At 73.5% G+C, this 15,931-nt stretch carries 15 protein-coding genes; 8 read left to right on the top strand and 7 right to left on the bottom strand.

Annotated features, from left to right (window positions below):
• The first annotated feature begins 83 nt into the window (after window positions 1–83).
• Both ABD54_RS02535 and ABD54_RS02530 read left to right on the top strand, forming a co-directional pair.
• Window positions 84–737, top strand: coding sequence for a CoA pyrophosphatase (locus tag ABD54_RS02535; RefSeq protein WP_047867812.1), 654 nt, complete (start codon window positions 84–86; stop codon window positions 735–737).
• Window positions 738–758: 21 nt separating this feature from the next.
• On the top strand, window positions 759–1,937 hold the full coding sequence (locus tag ABD54_RS02530) for a MarP family serine protease (protein ID WP_047867811.1): 1,179 nt from the start codon (window positions 759–761) through the stop codon (window positions 1,935–1,937).
• A 297-nt stretch (window positions 1,938–2,234) separates the two neighbouring features.
• On the opposite strand, the gene ABD54_RS02525 is transcribed toward ABD54_RS02530, so the two are convergent.
• The gene (locus ABD54_RS02525) at window positions 2,235–2,783 is read right to left on the bottom strand and encodes an ATP-binding protein (protein WP_013156306.1); all 549 of its coding nucleotides are present in this window, start codon (window positions 2,781–2,783) and stop codon (window positions 2,235–2,237) included.
• 13 nt (window positions 2,784–2,796) lie between these two features.
• On the bottom strand, window positions 2,797–3,144 hold the full coding sequence (locus ABD54_RS02520; RefSeq protein WP_013156307.1) for an STAS domain-containing protein: 348 nt from the start codon (window positions 3,142–3,144) through the stop codon (window positions 2,797–2,799).
• 232 nt (window positions 3,145–3,376) lie between these two features.
• Here ABD54_RS02520 and ABD54_RS02515 point away from each other — a divergent pair, with 232 nt between their 5' ends.
• The 5 genes from ABD54_RS02515 to ABD54_RS02500 all read left to right on the top strand — a co-directional run bounded on the left by ABD54_RS02515 (window position 3,377) and on the right by ABD54_RS02500 (window position 7,445).
• The gene (locus tag ABD54_RS02515; protein WP_200904027.1) at window positions 3,377–5,671 is read left to right on the top strand and encodes a DEAD/DEAH box helicase; all 2,295 of its coding nucleotides are present in this window, start codon (window positions 3,377–3,379) and stop codon (window positions 5,669–5,671) included.
• 299 nt (window positions 5,672–5,970) lie between these two features.
• On the top strand, window positions 5,971–6,108 hold the full coding sequence (locus ABD54_RS26905; protein WP_071623111.1) for a DUF4244 domain-containing protein: 138 nt from the start codon (window positions 5,971–5,973) through the stop codon (window positions 6,106–6,108).
• Window positions 6,086–6,436: a TadE family type IV pilus minor pilin gene (locus ABD54_RS02510; protein WP_082166646.1), complete on the top strand. Its 351-nt coding sequence runs from the start codon at window positions 6,086–6,088 to the stop codon at window positions 6,434–6,436. The genes ABD54_RS26905 and ABD54_RS02510 overlap by 23 nt, the downstream gene beginning before the upstream one ends.
• 5 nt (window positions 6,437–6,441) lie before the next feature.
• Window positions 6,442–6,798: an Rv3654c family TadE-like protein gene (locus ABD54_RS02505; RefSeq protein WP_047867809.1), complete on the top strand. Its 357-nt coding sequence runs from the start codon at window positions 6,442–6,444 to the stop codon at window positions 6,796–6,798.
• Between the two features lie 464 nt (window positions 6,799–7,262).
• Window positions 7,263–7,445, top strand: coding sequence for a hypothetical protein (locus tag ABD54_RS02500; protein ID WP_235431941.1), 183 nt, complete (start codon window positions 7,263–7,265; stop codon window positions 7,443–7,445).
• Window positions 7,446–7,489: 44 nt separating this feature from the next.
• Here ABD54_RS02500 and ABD54_RS02495 read toward each other — a convergent pair whose 3' ends face one another.
• The 5 genes from ABD54_RS02495 to ABD54_RS02475 form a co-directional block, all read right to left on the bottom strand.
• Window positions 7,490–8,200, bottom strand: a complete 711-nt coding sequence (locus tag ABD54_RS02495) for a type II secretion system F family protein (protein WP_047867807.1) — start codon at window positions 8,198–8,200, stop codon at window positions 7,490–7,492.
• 311 nt (window positions 8,201–8,511) lie between these two features.
• Window positions 8,512–9,192, bottom strand: coding sequence for a type II secretion system F family protein (locus tag ABD54_RS02490; protein ID WP_047867806.1), 681 nt, complete (start codon window positions 9,190–9,192; stop codon window positions 8,512–8,514).
• Window positions 9,177–10,328, bottom strand: a complete 1,152-nt coding sequence (locus ABD54_RS02485; protein WP_047867805.1) for a TadA family conjugal transfer-associated ATPase — start codon at window positions 10,326–10,328, stop codon at window positions 9,177–9,179. Before ABD54_RS02485 ends, ABD54_RS02490 begins: the two co-directional genes overlap by 16 nt.
• The gene (ssd, locus tag ABD54_RS02480; RefSeq protein ID WP_047867804.1) at window positions 10,325–11,692 is read right to left on the bottom strand and encodes a septum site-determining protein Ssd; all 1,368 of its coding nucleotides are present in this window, start codon (window positions 11,690–11,692) and stop codon (window positions 10,325–10,327) included. The genes ABD54_RS02485 and ssd overlap by 4 nt, the downstream gene beginning before the upstream one ends.
• Window positions 11,693–12,728: 1,036 nt before the next feature.
• On the bottom strand, window positions 12,729–13,541 hold the full coding sequence (locus tag ABD54_RS02475) for a hypothetical protein (RefSeq protein WP_047867844.1): 813 nt from the start codon (window positions 13,539–13,541) through the stop codon (window positions 12,729–12,731).
• Between the two features lie 229 nt (window positions 13,542–13,770).
• On the opposite strand from ABD54_RS02475, the gene acs reads away from it, so the two are divergent.
• A complete protein-coding gene (gene acs / locus ABD54_RS02470) occupies window positions 13,771–15,741 on the top strand; it encodes an acetate--CoA ligase (RefSeq protein ID WP_047867803.1) in 1,971 nt (656 codons plus the stop codon).
• Window positions 15,742–15,931 lie beyond the last annotated feature (190 nt).

Raw genomic sequence — 15,931 nt, 5'->3', positions numbered from 1 at the left:
GGCCCCGCAGCCCCGCGAGGAGCCCGGCGCACGGCCCCTCCGACCCACCGACGGCGCGACGACTCCCGGAACAGGTTCCCCGCATGAACTCGACCCCGCTCTGGCTGGCCGCGCTAGCGGACGCCGCCGAGACGATGACCGTGCCGCCGCCCATGCGGCCGCCCGCCGAGGGAGGGCGCGAGTCCGCCGTCCTCATCCTCTTCGGCGAGGGGCCCGGGGGCCCCGACCTCCTCCTCATCCAGCGCAGTGAGGGCTTGCGCCGCCACGCCGGACAGCCCGCCTTCCCCGGCGGCCGGATCGAGCCCTCAGACGCCTCCCCGGAGGCCGCGGCGCTGCGCGAGGCCGCCGAGGAGACCGGGCTCCTCCCCGAGGGGGTCGACGTCGTCGGTCGCCTCCCCGAGCTGTACCTGAGCTTCAGCGACTTCCGGGTGGCGCCCGTCCTGGGCTGGTGGCGCGAGCCCAGCGAGGTGCGGCCGACCGACCTGGGCGAGGTCGCCGCGGTCTCCCGCGTGCCCGTCGCAGACCTCGCCGACCCGGCCAACCGGGTCAAGGTGCGCTACGGGGCCGGGCCGCGCTGGGGGCCCGGCTTCCGTGTGGAGGGGATGCTCGTGTGGGGCTTCACGGGCGCGGTGATCGACAGCCTGCTCGCCCTGGGCGGTTGGGAACTCCCCTGGCGCGACGGGGGTCTCACCGATGTGTTCGAAGCAACCCCGCAGGGCCTGCGGCCGGTCGGTTAGCGCTCACTCTTGGAGGGCAATGTGCTCGACGTGATCCTGGTCGTCCTGCTGCTGCTGTTCGCGGTGACGGGGTACCGACAGGGTTTCATCGTCGGTGTCTTCAGCTTCGCGGGCTTCGTCGGCGGGGGCGTCCTCGCCGCCCTGACGGCCCCGCAGCCCATCCAGGCGTGGGTGGACGACCCCGGCAGGCAGGCGCTGCTGGCGATCGCCGTGGTGTTCCTGTCCGCGGCGCTCGGCCAGTTCCTGCTCTCCTACCTGGGCACCTTGGTCCGCAACAAGGTGACGTGGGACTCGGCGCGGGTCCTGGACGCCATCGGCGGCGCACTGGTCAGCGGCCTGTCGGTGCTGCTCGTGGCCTGGTTCATCGGCAGCACGGTCGCCAATTCGGCGCTGCCGTTCGTCGCGGGACAGGTCAGGGACTCGCGCATCCTCCACTCGGTGGACACGCTGATGCCCGAGGCCGCCCACAGCGGGTTCTCCACGTTTCGCCGGATCGTGGACCAGAGCGCCTTCCCGCAGGTGTTCAGCGGCCTGGGCACCGGTGAGCTCGCCGAGGTGGAGCCGCCGGACCCGGACGTGCTCACCACCCCGGAGCTGATCGAGTCGAGCCGCAGCGTGGTCAAGGTGCTGGGCACCGCGCCCTCCTGCCAGCGCCGGGTGGAGGGGACCGGCTTCGCCTACGCGGAGGACCGGATCATGACCAACGCGCACGTGGTCGCCGGGGTCACCGACGACCTGCGGGTGGTCACCCGGGAGGGATACCAGCTCGACGCCACACTGGTGCTCTTCGACGCCCAGCAGGACCTGGCCGTGCTGCACGTGCCGGGCCTGGACCTGGAGCCGCTGGAGTTCGACCACGAGGCCCCGCAGGGCGGCGACGCGGTCGTGGCGGGCTTCCCGCGCAACAGCGGCTTCACGGCAGTCCCGGCGCGCGTCCGCGCCCGCCAGACGGCGCAGGGGCCGGACTTCTACCACTCCCAGCAGGTGAGCCGGGAGATCTACCAGGTGCGCGCCGTGGTGCGCCCGGGCAACTCCGGCGGCCCGCTGCTGTCGCCGGACGGCACCGTGTACGGGGTGGTCTTCGCCGCAGCCACGAACGAGCCCGAGACGGGCTACGTGCTCACCGCCGACGAGGTCGCGGAGAACGCCCTGAGCGGCTTGGAGAACAACGAGCTGGTCTCCTCCCAGGCCTGCGACTGACCGCGCGGCTCCGTCGTCCACAGGGCGCGTCCGGGGCTTTCGGGGGCGTGCGGGAGGCGGTTGACTGGATGTACAGGGCCCCCGGGTGCGGGTCGGCACCGTGGTGCCCGCCTTCCGGCCCCCGAGCCCTACGGCCGATCCAGGCCCTACGGCCGACCCGGGACCCCCGGGCGCGTCGGCGCGGGCCCCGCGGTCACCACGCGCCCGTCGGCGCGGCGGGCGGCCCCGTGACGCACCGAGGGCGCCTCCCCGCGGGGAGGCGCCCTCGTGAGCGTTCGGGTACCGGCCCGGTCGGCCCTAGTTGGAGCTCGGGTCGGGCGAGTGCTCCGTGGCCAGCGGCCAGCTCATCCGCACCACGGTCCCCCGGTCGCTGGGGTCGATCTTCACCTCGTCGGCCAGGCCCGTGATGACCGCCAGGCCCAGTCCCGGGGAGAACCCGGAGATCCCGCCGGGAGGCGTGTCCTCACCGTCCAGGAAGAGCCCGTCGAGCAGGGAAGGGTTGGCGGGCTCCTCCGTGTCCTTGGCGGGAGCACGGTCGGAGACGACGACCTCGAAACGTTGCGTCGCGCTCCCGTTGGCGCGCAGGATGCTGCTCGTGGCATCGGTGCGGGACTCCGACGCCGGATCAGGCCCGCTGCCGTCGATCAGCTGGAGCAGGATCGGCTGTGTGGGGCAGTGCAGCTTGTGCGCCGCCACCGCCCGGGAACACGCCTCACCGACCGCCAGCCTGATCTCGTCGATCGCTGAGGCGGCGATACCCGCCCGCCGCGCCACGGTGGCGGCCATGAGCCGCGCCGTGCGCACGTGAGCGGGGAGCGCGCTGATCGTGAGCGTGATGGTTGCCATCGCTCGCTCGGGGCTACTTCGCGGAACGCTTGTCGATGGCTTCCTGCACCGAGTCGTGGATACCGAAGACCTTGGTCAGACCGGTGATCCGGAAGATCTTCAGGATGCGCTCCTGGGTGCAGACCAGGTCGAGGGTCCCGTCGTGGGCCCGGACGCGCTTGAGCCCGCCCACGAGCACACCGAGGCCCGTCGAGTCCAGGAACTCCACCTTCTCCATGTTGACCACGAGGTGGAAGTTGCCCTTGTTGACCAGGTCGATCAGCAGCTCGCGGAGCCGGGGCGCGGTATAGACATCGATCTCACCCTCAACGACGACGATCTCGGTGTCGCCCTCGGTGTAATGATCAAGCTTCAAGTCCACTAGTCCTCCAGCGCCGAACCGCGAAAAACGCGAATGATCTCTGCCGGGCGTTACCCCACCAGCACGCATTCAACCACGCGTGTCGAGTGCGTCTTCCTGTGATGCACAGAAAAACCGTGACACCGCGCCACTGTTCCCCCGGATGTCACACTGAAACCAATGTCCCAGTGCTCCACCCTTGGGTGGGAGGCGCCTGCGGGCCTCGAACGCGTACCAGTGAGGAGGGTCTCGGATGAGCCGACCGGAGCCCGTGCTTCCCGGTGTGTGGCGTGACGATACCCGGTACCCGCAGGTGACCCACATCGAGCACGTGGCCCGCAACGACGGGGTGAGCGGGGATTGGCCGGTGTGGACCGCGCCCCACCTGGTCGAACGGCTCGCCGACAGGGGGATCACGGGACCGTGGTCCCACCAGGCCGAAGCCGCCGACCTCGCACGTTCGGGCCGTGATGTGATCATAGCCACGGGCACCGCCTCGGGAAAGTCACTGGGCTTCCTCCTACCCGCTGTGGACGCGGTTGACGCGGGCGGAACCGTGCTCTACCTCTCCCCGACCAAGGCGCTCGCCCAGGATCAGCTGCGGTGGATAACGGACCTCTCCCTGCCTGGGATGCGGACAGCCGTCTATGACGGCGACACCTCGTCGGAGGAGCGCTCCTGGGTGCGCGAGCACGGCAACTACGTGCTCACCAACCCGGACATGCTGCACCACGGCATCCTGCCCCGGCACGGGGCGTGGGCGCGCTTCCTGCGCCGGCTGCGCTACGTGGTGATCGACGAGGCGCACCGATACCGGGGGGTTTTCGGTTCACACGTCGCGCAGATCCTGCGTCGGCTGCGCCGCGTGTGCGCCCGCTACCGGTCGCGTCCGGTGTTCGTGCTCGCCTCGGCCACCTCCGGCAGTCCCGCCGAGAGCGCCACCCGGCTGACCGGTGTGCCCGTCACGGCGGTCAGCCGGGACGGTTCCCCGCGTCCGGGGGTGTCCGTGGCGCTGGTGGAGCCGGAACTGACCGACCTGACTGGCGAGCACGGGGCGCCGATCCGCAGGACGGCGCCCTCGCAGGCCGCCGAGATGCTCGCCGACCTGGTACGCGACGGTGTGCGCACCCTGGTGTTCGTCCGCTCCCGTCAGGGTGCGGAGGTGGTCGCGCTGACAACCCAGCGCCTGCTGTCCGAGCGCGGCGACCACGCCTTGGCCGGGAGGGTCGCCGCCTACAGGGGCGGATACCTGGCCTCGGAGCGCCGCGAGCTGGAGGAGGCCCTGCGCTCGGGTGAGATCCTCGGCCTGGCCAGCACCAACGCCCTGGAACTGGGGGTGGACATCAGCGGCCTGGACGCGGTGCTCATCGCCGGGTGGCCGGGGACCCTCGCGTCGCTGTGGCAGCAGGCCGGCCGCGCCGGGCGGCGCGGCGAGGACGCGCTCGCGGTGTTCATCGCCCGCGACGACCCTTTGGACACCTACCTGGCGCACCACCCGGAGGCCATTTTCGGCCGGCCCGTAGAAGCCACCGTCCTCGATCCGGAAAACCCGCACATCCTGGGGCCGCACCTGTGCGCGGCCGCCCAGGAACTGCCGATCACCAAGGATGACTTCGACCTCTTCGGAGCGACGACCGAGGGACGGCTCGCCGAACTCGTCGAGCGCCGCCTGCTGCGGAGGCGTCCACGGGGCTGGTTCTGGACAAGTAATGAACGGGCCAGCGACCTGGCCGATATCCGCGGGTCGGGCGGGCCGCCCGTGCAGATCGTCGACACCGGCAGCGGCCAACTGCTCGGCGAGGTGGACGAGCCCGCCGCCCACGGCACCGTCCACCCCGGCGCGGTGTACCTGCACCAGGGGGACACTTACCTGGTCGACGACCTCGACCTCGACGAGGGCGTCGCCCTGGTCCGCCCCGCGGAGCCGCCCTACAGCACGTGGGCGCGCGACACCACCGACATCACGGTCCGTTCGGTGCTGCGCCGGGAGCAGTGGCCGGGCGGTGCCACCGTGTACTTCGGTGAGGTGCAGGTGGTGCGCCAGGTGGTCGGCTTCCTGCGCAGGGACGTGCGCACCGGTTCGGTCCTGGGGGAGCAGTCGCTGGACCTGCCCGAGCGCACCCTCGACACCCGCGCGGTCTGGTGGACGCTGCCCGCCGAAGGCGAGGAGCGGCTGCGCCGGGAGGACGTGGGGCTGCTGGGCGCCGCCCACGCCGCCGAGCACGCCGCGATCGGACTGCTGCCGCTGCTGGCGACCTGCGACCGCTGGGACATCGGCGGGGTGTCCACCTCGATGCACGCTGACACCGGCGGGCTGACGGTGTTCGTCTACGACGGTTACGAGGGCGGCGCGGGCTTCGCCGAACGGGGGTACGCGGCGGCGCGAGAGTGGCTGTCCGCGACCCGCGCGGTCATCGCCGACTGCGAGTGCGACCAGGGCTGCCCGTCGTGCATCCAGTCGCCCAAGTGCGGTAACGGCAACGAGCCGTTGAGCAAGGCCGGTGCGCTGCGCCTGCTCGACGAGGTGCTCGCGGGCGGTGAGGACTGAGGAAGAGGTCCGGTGCCGTCCACGGCCTGTGGGCGGAGAGCGGGGGCGCGGAGGAAGTTTTCCACAGGCTGGGGAAGGGGCTTTCGTGTCGGCTCCGGCCCGCCGAACCTGGAGGAAGAGGGCCGGACCGGTCGGCCCCCACCAGGAAGGCCGCCATGTCCGCTCCCGCGCACACGTCCGCTCCCGCGCACACGTCCGCTCCCGCGCACACGTCCGCTCCCGCGCACACGTCCGCTCCCGAAATCACGTCCGCACCCGTACCCTCGCCCGCCGCCGCGCCGCCCCCGCCGGACGCCGGGATGACGACCTCCGAATACGCCTTCTGCACCATCGCGGCGGTGGCCTTCGCCGGAGTCCTCTACGCCGTGCTCACCAGCGGTGCGGTCGAGGACGTCCTCACCGATCTCGTGGTCAATGCGCTCGGCTCGGGTTTTTGACCGGGGCTCGGCCACCGCGGAGGCGGCGATGGTGCTGCCCTCCCTGCTGCTCGTCCTGGCGGTGGCCCTCGGTGCCGTCCAGGCCGCGTCGGCCCAGCTCTCCTGTGCCGACGCGGCGCGCGTGGGCGCCCGTGCTCTGGCCCGCGGCGAACCCCACGACCGGGCCCGCTCCCTGGCGCTGACCGCCGCCCCCGACGGGGCGGACGCGCACCTGTCCGAGGAAGGGGGCATGGCCCGCGTCACCGTACGTGCCCGGCTCCTGTTCGGACCGGGGATCTCCCTGCCGGTGGACGGCAGCGCCGCCGTCCCCATCGAACCCGGGAGCTGATCCCGGTGCGCTCCGACTCCGGTTCCGCCACCGTCTGGTGGGTCGCCCTGGGGGCGCTCCTCTGGTTCGTCACCCTCGCCGTCCTCGCGACCTCCGCGGCGCGGCTCGACCGAGACCGCGCCGCCACCGCGGCCGACCTGGCCGCGCTCGCCGCCGCCGCCGAGGCCGTCCACGGAACAGAACGGGCCTGCGCGCGGGCCCGCGACACCGCCGAGGCCAACCGCGCCTCCCTCGAATCCTGCGTCCTCACCGGCTCCACCGTCGAGGTGGTGGTCGCACTGCCCTCGTCTTTCATCGAACGGCCCGTCCGGGCGCGCTCCCTTGCCGGACCGGCCGCCGTCTCCCCCGAGGAAGTGGAATGAGTCCCGCCCCCGTCTCCGTGCTGATGTGCGCTCTCCTGCTGGGTGCCCCCGCCCAGCCCGGGAGCGCGCCGCCCTGCCCCGCCTCGTCCGCGCCACAGAGCACAGATCCCGTCGGTGCCGACCACTCCAGTGTTTCCATCGCTCCGGAGAACCCCGTGCACGGCCGTGGTTCCGCCGGTCTCGTCCACGCCGTCGGACCTCAAGACAGCACGGACACCACCGGTGCGGCGGATTCGGTCCACTCCATCGGGAGCACCGATGCCGCGCGCTCCGGCGCCCCCCTCCGCTCCGACGCGCCCGTCGGCTCCGGACCCCTCGCGGACTCCGGCCGAACGGCTCCTCCCACCGACCCTGAGCGGTGCGCCGAACCTTCACCGGCCCCCGCCTCCCCGGAACCTTCCCGCCCCTCGCGGGAGAGTCCACGCCGCGCGACGGACGCGCCCTCGCCCGTCAGCGAAACGGTGGTGTACCGCACGGCCGCGGCGCCGACCCCGACCGGTACGGCGTTGCGGATCGTCGGCAACGTCTCGACCGGAATCCTGGCGGTGCTGTGCGTCGTTGTGCCGGTGTTGCGCCTGTCCGTCGGCTGGCCCCGCTTCCCCGTTCCCTACGAGGGCCAGCGGCGGCGCGGCTCCGGGGACGGGTGACCCCGACCGCCACCGCGACCCCGCACACGCCCGGGCCCGGGGCTTCAACCGCCCAGGGCCCGGGACAGCAGCTCGGCGGCCATCGGCACGATGCCGATCAGCACGAACGCGGGCAGGAAGCACAGACCCAGGGGCGCCACCACCAGCACACCCAGCCGCTCCACCCGGGCCGCCCCCCGGGCCCGCAGGGTCCGGCGCAGATCGACCGCGTGCCGGTCCAGGAGGTCGGCCACCGGTGCCCCGGTGTCGGCGGCCCGGGCCAGGTCGCGCCCCACCGGGGCGAGGGGCTCGGGCAGCGCCGGGCGCCGCCACGCCTCGGCGGGAGCGGCGCCCAAACGCAGCTGTTCGGCCACCGCCGCCAGTTCCTCCCCCAGCTTTCCCCGCGTCGCCCGGGACACCGCCGTGAGGCAGGCGGGCACCGTCGCCCCGGCGCGGATCCCCGAGGCGAGCAGACCGATCACCACGGGCAGGTCGGCGGACACCGGCAGCCGTCGCGAACGGGAACCGGCGCTCCCGCGGGCGCGTACCCACAGGGCGGCGCACACCCCGGCCACGACGACGCCCCCGACCGCGCCGAACAGTGCCACCGCGACGGTCAGCGCGAACGCCGCCGCCAGCGTCGGCCCCAGCAGCCGGACCGGCAGCCCCGGCCCGGCCGGAGCGCGGGAGGGCGGACGCAGTTCGCGCCCCGTCCCCCCGCCCAGCAGTACCCACACACACGCGGCCCCCAGGACCGCGGCGGCCGTCGGGAACATCCGTCCTCCCTATTTCTTCTCTCGTGTGCTCCACAGCGGCCGGAGCGGTGCCGACCGTGTCCAGCCCTTCCTCCCCCGGGCCCGGCTCGACGGCCGGCGCCCCAGGCCCCGGGTACCGAATCCCGGACCCTGGCTCCGGGCCGAGGAGCCCGGACGGGCCTCCAGTCGGTTCCTCGGCCAAGCTTCCGGGTCCGCTGCCCGGGAGTCCGGCCCGGGTCTTCGGACCGGAGTCCGCCGACAGGCGCCCGGACCAGGCTCTCGGACGGGCCTGCGGCCAGCACCCCGGACCGGGTCCCGCCGCCCGGGCCCCGTCAGGGAAAGGCGGTCGCCGAGCGCACCATGCGCAGCGTCCACCAGGTACCGAGAACGTCCAGGGCCGCCCCGCCCGCCAGGCAGGCCAACCCCAGCGGTGTGGTGAACAGGAACACCAGGGGCGATCCGCCCAGTCCCGAGGCCAGCAGCAGCCCGACGGCGGGCAGGGCGGCCAGCACGATCGCGGTGGTGCGCGGACCGGTGGTGCGCGCGGCGGCCTCCGTGCGCTGCTCCTCCTGCTCGGTGAGGTTCGCGGCCAGCGCGTCCACCACCTCGGCCAGACCCGCTCCGGTGTCCGCGGCCACCTCCCAGCACACCGCCAGGTAGGCCAGGGCCCACAGGTCCGGTTCGCGCTCCGCCTCGCGGCGCAACGACTCCGCGTCGGTCAGGGCACCCACCAGCGGGCCCGCCTCGGCGGCGGAGATCCGCAGAGCCTCCTCCGGCGGCTGCCCGGCGCGCAGCTCGGCGGCCAGCACCCGGCACAGCACCACCACCGCGGCGCGGCGCCGGGTCCTCTCACCGGCACGGGCCGCCAGCGCCCGCCAGTCCACGGACCACGACACCGGACGCCGGGGCCGGGGGAGGAGGGACGCCAACCGGCTGCGCCGCGTACCGGGGACCAGGCACAGCAGCACCAGGCCTCCCGAACATGCCGCCACCGCGGTCACCACCGGCGCCACCCCCCGCCCAGGCGGTCGGCCACCTCGTCCGCTCCCGCGTGTTCCCGGCGGCTGCCGTCGGGGCCGAAGGACACCGCCGGCACCGCGTCCACCAGCCCGTCCGAACCGCGCCTGAGCACCCGCAGTTCGGCCAGGCGCCGCCCGCCGGAGCCCCGGACCAGGTGTACGACCACCACCCTGGTGGCGGCCAACTGGCTGTGCACGGCGGCCCGGTCCAGCCCGGCCGCGCACCCCAGCGCCTCCACCCGCGCGGGCACGTCACCCGCGCCGTTGGCGTGCAGGGTCCCCGAACCACCTTCGTGCCCGGTGTTCAGGGCGCCCAGCAAGGACACGATCTCCGGCCCGCGCGCCTCGCCGACCACCAGCCGGTCCGGGCGCATCCGCAGAGCCTGCCGCACCAGGACCTCCAGCGACACCTCGCCGCTGCCCTCGATGTTGGGCGGTCTGGTCTGGAGCCGGACCACGTGCGGATGCTCGGGCCGCAGCTCGGGGGAGTCCTCGGCCAGGACGATCCGCTCCCCCGGGTCCACCAGGGAGAGCAGGCACGACAGCAGGGTGGTCTTGCCCGTGCCGGTGCCCCCGCTGACCATGAACGGCACCCGCGAGGCCACCAGGGACCGCAGCAGCTCGGCCCCGCATGGGGTGACCGTTCCCCGTTCGGCCAACCGCTCCAGGGTGAACACCCGCCGGGGCGGTAGCCGCAGGGACACGCACGCTCCGGCGGGCGCCACCGGCGGCAGCACCGCGTGCAGCCGCGCGCCGCCGGGAAGCCGGGCGTCCACGTAGGGCACGGCCGCGTCCAAACGCCTCCCCGCCTGAGCCGCCAGCCGCTGGGCCAGTCGGCGCACCGCGTCCGCCGATTCGAAGCGCACCCCGGCCCGGCGCAGTCCCCCGCCGTCGTCCACCCACACATCGTCGGGGCCGTTGACGAGGATGTCGGTGACTCCGGACGTCATGAGCTCCTCCAGCGGCCCCGCCCCGGACAGGTCGGCGGCCAGACGGCGGGTCATGGACAGCACCTCGGTGTCACCCAGCAGGCCCCCCTCGGCGCGCAGCGCCGCCGCGACGCTCGACGGGCTCACCGGCACTCCGGACGCCACCAGGCGGTTGCGCACTGCCTCCACAAGGGGGCTCACCGGAGCTTCCCCGTGGCGGGCAGGCCCGCCACGACCCGGTCGGCGAACCGGGCCAGGGGCGAACGGTGATGGCGGGCGGGCACGTCCCCCGCGGCCAGCGACCGGGCCAGCCCGGGCTCGGACGGCAGGTCCGCGCCCAGATCCACCTTCAGGGTCCTGGACACCACGTCCGCGCTCAGTTCGCCCCGGGCACCGCGCACCACCAGACGCACGGTCCGCGTCTCCTCACGCAGCCGGGCGACCGTCCTGGTCGCCGCCACCACCGAGGGCACGTCCGCCGGGACGACCACGAGCACCAGATCGGACCGGTTCAGGAACACGGTGGTGGCCGGGTCGAAGGAGCGCGGCAGGTCGGCCACCACAAGGTCGGTTCCGTCCCCGGCCGAGGACAGCACCGCGCGCACGACGCCCACCGGAAGGGGGCCGGTCGGTTCCCTTCCGCGGGTCCAGGTCAGCACCGAGACCCGGGAGGTCCCCGGCAGTCCGGCGCGCAGGTCGCGCCAGCGCACCCTTCCGCGCCTGCGCAGCAGGTCTCCCCAACCGGTCCACCGCTCGGGACCGGGGGAGGGGCCCCGGTCACACCCGAGGTAGACGTCGGAGCCGCATCCGAACGGGTCGGCGTCCAGCAGGGCGGTGGAGCGTCCGGCGCGCTCACCGGCCAGGGCGATGGCCACCGCCAGCAGGCTGGCCCCGGCACCGCCCCGGCCGCCGACCACCGACACCGTGGGCGCCGGAGCCCGGTCGGGGTAGGACGCCCTCGCGAGCAGGTCGACCAGCAGCGCCTCGTCCCGGGGCAGCAGGAGCACGCGCGCTTCCCGCGATCCCCGGGGGGACTCCTCCCCTGCGGCGTCCGGGGCCGGGCCCTCGACGGGGACGTCCGGCCGGTCCCCGGCCGCGCGCGTGCCCGAGGCCGGGTGCTCCGCGGCGGGGCCCGGCCGATACGCCTCCGCGGGAGCGCCCGGCGAGGAGCGCCCAGAGGGAGTGCCCGGCCGGTAGGACGCCTCCGGGACGCCCGGGGCGGAGTCCTCGGCGGGGACGTCCGGCGGGTACCGCTCCGGGGGTACGCGCGGCCGGGGCGCCGCGGCGCCCCGTGGCGCGTCCCCGGACGGGTTCCCGGCGGCGGCGGTCTCCCGGGGGTCCCGTGTCACGATCACGTGGCGGCCCGGCGGAGGGTCGGCGGACCGCAGGAGCGCGTGCAGGTCGGCGCCGACCACGACGAGCGGGGCACGCGCCCACAGGCTCAGTGCCCGGGCGAGCGTGTGGGCGACGGCGACCTCGGTGGAGGCGGCGGTGGCCAGCCTGAGGAGGTCGTCGAGGAGGAGGGGGTCGGCGGTCGCGAGCAGGGGCCGGTGCTGGACGTCCATGGGACCTCCCGGGTCGAGGGCTTTCCTCGACCTTCGCCGACCGGGCGCGGCGGCGAAAGCCCCGATTCGAAGCTGTGGACAACGCCTGCGGGGCGGGTCCGTGCGGGGAGGCCGGGCGTCGCACAGGCGGGCGACCGGGTTCGCCGGAGACCCGGACCAGCCGGTGCCGGGTCCGTTCGCGGTCCGGTTCACCTGACGGGCGGGATGCGTATACGGGGGCGGATACGCACCCCTGCCCGACAGGCGGGACGAGCGGACGCGGGGACTCGCCTCCACAGGGGGGAAGGCCGCCACGCGGGGTCCGGTCCCGGGGGGTAGGACCGGGTCCGCTCTCTGGTGAGGGTCGGCGGAGAGACGTGCTCTCGCGACCACCGGAAGGCACACGGACGTCATACGGAGAGGAGGGGCGCACCGGAACGCGAAATGGGGCGCGTACGGCGGATGCGTGAAGCGGCCCGCCCTCTTGGGAACGACGGGACAGACGTTACCACGCGGAGTTCCGTATCGGTTCTGGAATCAAGGGCAAAAATTTGGGTCAACCGTCTTTTCGGCGCCGGAACATCGGCGTAGAAAGAAAGCAGTCGGTGGTTGGAAACCACCTCGACACGGCAACCGGGAACCCACGCGCCACCTGGCCCCGTGAGGCCCGTCTAGATCGGACAGGACGATGTCCTGCCTGTTCAGACTAGGGAAATGGACGCCTGCTAACCCGGAGGAACGTGTCGGAGGCGGCGCCCCGGGAGACAGGACGGGGCGCCGTTCGCCGTGTGCGCGCGCAAGGGCCGTGCGATCCCGGTTTCCCTGTGCAACCGGCAAGCGTGATCGAACCGATACTCTTTCTGAACCTACCGGTCGGTAAATAAACGATTGTCCTTCAATCTTTCGGACACGCACAGTTGTCGGCTGTCAAAAGTTGTTGCCCTTTCCCGACTTCTCCGTGCGCTCCGCGTACCGCGGAGGCGTCCGAACCCGTCCGTGCGCCCCGCGCTCCCGCACCGGATGCCCGGGTGCGGGAGCGGGTGCCGGTGCCCCGCGCTCAGCCGCGCTTGAGGGCCTCACAGGCGGCCAGCGAGTCCTGTGCCCCCGCGCGGACCGCGCGGCAGCAGTACGCCACCCACCCGGCTACGCCCTCCGGGGTGCCGCCCATGTACTCGCGCAGCGCCGGCCCGTACTCGTCCCGCAGCGTCCGGTGCCCGAGTTCCGAGGGCACCAGCGACTTGGGGTCCAGGCCCCGCTCCACCAGCGTCAACCGCTCGGCCGCGCGCGCCACCAGGCCGTCGCCCCACCCGAACGGCCGGATCGCCATCAGCTCCCCGTGCACCAGGGCCGCCATCACCAGCGCGGGGACCGACGTGCGCGCGCCCAGCAGCGAGTACAGCCCCTCCAGCCGGGCCATCGCCGTCTCCGGGGCCGGGGCCGGGCCCAGTCCCAGGGGGTCCTCGACGCGTTCCCCGGCCCTGCGGGGTCGCCCCAGCGCGTCCGCGGACACCGCGTCCGCCGCGGCCAGCGTGTGCAGCCGGGCCAGGGCCTGGCGCGGCGCCCTCGGCCAGGTGTCCACCAGGCTCCCCAGCTCTCCGGACACCCGCAGCGCGCCCTTGACGCGCGTGTCGTACACATGCCCCTCGCGGATCTCATCCATCGAGACCTCGGCGCCCTCCAACGCCGCCGACGCGACCGCGCCGCGCAGCGCGGACTCCATGGACACGTCGCTGCTGCGGCGGCGCAGAACGCGGTGCCCCAACAGGCGGTCGACCAGGGTCCGTGTCTCGGCGACCGCGTCGGCCACACCGGGCAGTTCGGCGATCCGGGCCAGCGGGTCGGACGCGGGGGAAGAAGTCGGTTCGCTCACGGGGAACAACACTACGCGCCGGTAACACGGGAGGCCCACACCGGCGGGCCGTGCCGGAGGCAACGCGCGAACCGGTCCCCGAGACCGCTCATCGCGGCAGGGCGACCGTTCGCCGCCCGTTCGTCGCGCGCCCGGCCTTCCCCGCCGCTGGACGCCACCCCGGCTGTTCACGGGCCGTCGCACCACATGATTAATTGGGTGTGAACCAGCCTACGTAAGGAGAATCACAGTGGCCGACAGCACTCCCGCGAGCCAGGAGACACTGTCCAACCTTCTCCACGAGACGCGCAGCTTCCCTCCCCCGGAGGCGCTCGCCGCCGACGCCAACGTCAAGGCCGACGCCTACGCCAGGGCCGAAGAGGACCGTCTCGGCTTCTGGGAGGAGCAGGCCCGCAGGCTCCAGTGGGAACAGCCCTGGGACACCGCCCTGGAGTGGAACCCGCCCTTCGCCAAGTGGTTCGTCGGGGGGAAGATCAACGCCTCCGTCAACTGCGTGGACCGCCACGTGGCCAACGGCCTGGGCGACCGGGTCGCCTACCACTGGGAGGGCGAGCCCGGCGACACCCGCACCATCACCTACGCCGAGCTCAAGGACCTGGTCTCCCAGGCGGCCAACGCCATGACCGGACTCGGCGTGCGCAAGGGCGACCGCGTCGCCATCTACATGCCGATGATCCCCGAGACCGTGGTGGCCATGCTCGCCTGCGCCCGGCTCGGCGCCGTCCACATGGTCGTTTTCGGCGGCTTCTCCGTGGACGCCCTGGGCCAGCGCCTCGACGACAGCCAGGCCAAGCTCGTGGTCACCGCCGACGGCGGCTACCGCCGCGGCAAGGCCAGCGCCCTCAAGCCCGCCGTGGACGCCGCCGTCGCCGACCGCCCCGCGGTCGAGAACGTCCTCGTCGTCCGCCGCACCGGCCAGGACGTCGAGTGGACCGACCGCGACGTGTGGTGGCACGACGCCGTGGAGTCCCAGAGCACCGAGCACACGCCCGAGGCGCACGACGCCGAGGACCCGCTGTACATCATGTACACCAGCGGTACCACGGCCAAGCCCAAGGGCATCCTGCACACCACCGGCGGCTACCTCACCCAGGTCGCCTACACCCACTGGGCGGTCTTCGACCTCAAGCCCGAGACCGACGTCTACTGGTGCGCCGCCGACATCGGCTGGGTCACCGGCCACTCCTACATCGTCTACGGCCCGCTCGCCAACGCGGCCACCACCGTCCTTTACGAGGGCACCCCGGACACCCCGCACAAGGGCCGCTTCTGGGAGATCATCGAGAAGTACAAGGTCACCATCGCCTACATGGCCCCCACGGCGATCCGCACCTTCATGAAGTGGGGGGACGACATCCCCGCCAAGTTCGACCTGTCCAGCCTGCGCGTCATCGGCTCGGTGGGCGAGCCCATCAACCCCGAGGCCTACGTCTGGTACCGCAAGAACATCGGCGGTGACCGCACCCCGGTCGTGGACACCTGGTGGCAGACCGAGACCGGCGCCGTCATGGTCAGCCCCCTGCCGGGCGTGACCTCCGGCAAGCCCGGCGCGGCCATGCGGGCCATCCCCGGCATCGTCGCCGACGTCGTGGACGAGCAGGGCGAGTCCGTCCCCGACGGCGAGGGCGGCTTCATCGTCATCCGCGAACCGTGGCCGTCCATGCTCCGCGGGATCTGGGGCGACCCCCAGCGCTACAAGGACACCTACTGGTCGCGCTTCGAGGGCCTGTACTTCCCCGGTGACGGCGCCAAGAAGGACGCGGACGGCGACCTGTGGCTGCTGGGCCGCGTGGACGACGTCATGCTCGTCTCCGGCCACAACATCTCCACCACCGAGGTCGAGTCCGCGCTGGTCTCCCACCCGCGCGTGGCGGAGGCCGCGGTCGTCGGCGCCACCGACAAGGTCACCGGCCAGGCCATCGTCGGCTTCGTGATCCTGCGCGGCGGTGAGGAGGAGGTACCCGAGGACCTGGTCCAGGAGCTGCGCAACCACGTCGGCACCTCGCTCGGACCGATCGCCAAGCCCGCCCGCCTCCTGGCGGTGCCCGAGCTGCCCAAGACCCGCTCGGGCAAGATCATGCGGCGCCTGCTGCGCGACATCGCCGAGAACCGGGCCGTCGGCGACACCTCCACGCTCACCGACTCCTCGATCATGGAGGTCATCGCCAAGCAGCTGCCCTCCGCCAAGCGGGAGGACTGACCCCAGGGGCCGACGCGGCCCCTCGCCCAGCGGTGAACGGCGCCCCGGGCCGGGGCGCCGTTCACCGTCTCCCCGCGTCCTCCGGTCCGCGGGCCCGTGGCCGCCGCGCCCGCCGCCCGTGCGACCGAAGGCGGCGGCGCCGTTGTGCGTGCCGTGAGAGACGTCCGAGACGGGGTATGTGCGAGGATGC

This window comes from Nocardiopsis sp. RV163, assembly GCF_001029525.1.
GTDB lineage: Bacteria > Actinomycetota > Actinomycetes > Streptosporangiales > Streptosporangiaceae > Nocardiopsis > Nocardiopsis dassonvillei.
This window is presented reverse-complemented; position numbering and strand designations above follow the sequence as displayed.

Excerpts from the sequence above, each read along its gene's own strand:
- ABD54_RS02535 (WP_047867812.1), top strand. The coding sequence starts at position 84 with ATGAACTCGACCCCGCTCTGGCTGGCCGCGCTAGCGGACGCCGCCGAG.
- ABD54_RS02525 (WP_013156306.1), bottom strand. The coding sequence starts at position 2,783 with ATGGCAACCATCACGCTCACGATCAGCGCGCTCCCCGCTCACGTGCGC.
- ABD54_RS02515 (WP_200904027.1), top strand. The coding sequence starts at position 3,377 with ATGAGCCGACCGGAGCCCGTGCTTCCCGGTGTGTGGCGTGACGATACC.
- ABD54_RS26905 (WP_071623111.1), top strand. The coding sequence starts at position 5,971 with ATGACGACCTCCGAATACGCCTTCTGCACCATCGCGGCGGTGGCCTTC.
- ABD54_RS02510 (WP_082166646.1), top strand. The coding sequence starts at position 6,086 with ATGCGCTCGGCTCGGGTTTTTGACCGGGGCTCGGCCACCGCGGAGGCG.
- ABD54_RS02495 (WP_047867807.1), bottom strand. The coding sequence starts at position 8,200 with ATGTTCCCGACGGCCGCCGCGGTCCTGGGGGCCGCGTGTGTGTGGGTA.
- ssd (WP_047867804.1), bottom strand. The coding sequence starts at position 11,692 with ATGGACGTCCAGCACCGGCCCCTGCTCGCGACCGCCGACCCCCTCCTC.